This window comes from Paenibacillus sp. S29 (genome assembly GCF_049319765.1).
Classification (GTDB): domain Bacteria; phylum Bacillota; class Bacilli; order Paenibacillales; family Paenibacillaceae; genus Paenibacillus; species Paenibacillus polymyxa_B.
Window position 1 is genome coordinate 1 of sequence record NZ_JBMOUI010000050.1, and the last position, 1,904, is coordinate 1,904.

The following is a 1,904-nucleotide window of genomic DNA, read 5'->3' on the forward strand; positions in this document are numbered from 1 at the left end:
GAAGCGAAGCTGCTGAGTGTAGGTGGCGTGAAGGAAGCGGTCGTCGTCGTCAGGGAAGATCAAGAAGGTCAGAAAGCTTTGTGCGCTTATTATACAGCGGAAGAAGGCTTGACGGCGGCGGACCTGAAGCGGGCGATTGCCAGCGAGCTGCCGGGGTACATGATCCCGTCGTACTTCGTGGAGCTGGAGCGCCTGCCTCTGACGCCGAACGGAAAGATCGACCGGAAGGCGTTGCCGGCACCGGAAGGCGGAGGCCGCGAATACGTGGCGCCGCGCACCGAACTGGAGGCGAAGCTGGCCGCCATTTGGCAGGATGTGCTTGTTCGGGAGAAGACAGTAGGCGTAACGGACAACTTCTTCGACCTCGGCGGACACTCCCTGCGGGCGACGACGCTTGTCAGCAAAATGCATAAGGAGCTAGGCGTTGAATTCCCGCTTCGCGACGTATTCCGCTACTCGACGGTTGAGGAAATGGCCGCGGTTATGGAGCGGCTGGAGATCGGCTCGTTCACGGCTATTCCGGCTGCGGAACCTAGCGAGTATTATCCGCTCTCTTCCGCTCAGAAACGTCTCTATATCTTGAACCAGCTGGAAGGAGCCGAGCTGAGCTACAACATACCGGGAGCTATGCTGCTCGAAGGGGAGCTCGACCGGCAGCGGTTTGAAAAAGCGTTCCGCGGGCTCGTAGCTCGTCATGAAACGCTGCGTACCGGCTTTGAGATGGTAAAAGGCGAAGCGGTTCAGCGGATTTACGAAGAAGCCGCCTTCCAGGTGGAATATGTGCAGATCAGCGGGGAGCAGGCGGAAGAAACGGTGCGCCAATTCGTTCGTCCGTTTGATCTAGCGAAGCCGCCACTTCTGCGGGTAGGCCTTGCCGAACTGGCGCCGGACCAGCACATTCTAATGTTCGATACGCATCATATCGTATCTGACGGCGTTTCGATTGACGTACTGATCGAAGAGTTCGTCCGCTTGTACAGCGGGGAGCAGTTGGAGCCGCTCCGCATCCAGTACAAAGATTATGCGGTATGGCAGCAATCGGACGAGCAGAAAGCTCAGCTTGCCAAGCAGGGAGCCTACTGGCTCGACATGTTCCGCGGAGAACTGCCGGTTTTGGAATTGCCGACGGACTATCCGCGCCCGGCTATGCAGAGCTACGAGGGCCGCACGCTGCAATTGTTTATGCATAGCGAGAAAAGCGAGGGTCTAAAACGGCTTGCAGCCGAGAACGGCGCAACACTTTACATGGTTCTGCTTGCTGGTTATACAATATTATTGCATAAATATACAGGGCAAGAAGACGTGGTGGTGGGTACGCCGATTGCGGGAAGAAATCACAGCGACGTTCAGCCGCTGATCGGGATGTTCGTCAATACCCTGGCCATCCGCAGTTATCCGGCTGCCGGTAAGACGTTCCTTGACTACTTGAAGGAAATCAAGGAGACGACGCTGGGCGCTTTTGAACATCAGAATTATCCGTTTGAGGAACTGGTGGATAAGGTGAACGTGGCTCGCGATTTAAGCCGCAATCCGCTGTTCGATACGATGTTTGCTTTGCAGAATACAGAGAATTTGGAAATCCAGCTTCCCGGACTCCATTTGTCGACGTATGCCAGCGAAGAAATTGTTTCTAAATTCGATCTCAGCTTGGACGTCACGGAGATCGAGGAAGGCTTGGAATATCTGTTTGAATACGCCACTGCTCTTTATAAAACCGAAACGGTGGAGAAATTGGCCGCTCACTACTTGCAGCTGCTTGAATCCATTCTCCGCAACCCGTCGGCGACTATTGCCGAGCTGGACATTTTGACACCGGCGGAAAAAGAGCAAATTCTCGGCGCGTTCAACCCGGCGCAGCCGGAAGCGGCTCCTGCGGCCGCGTTCCACCGGCTGTTCGAGGAACA

At 55.5% G+C, this 1,904-nt stretch carries 1 protein-coding gene; it reads left to right on the forward strand.

The features are described 5' to 3' along the window. Positions 1-1,904: condensation domain-containing protein (locus tag ACL9RM_RS26395; protein ID WP_414126691.1), on the forward strand; the 1,904-nt coding region annotated here is incomplete at both ends.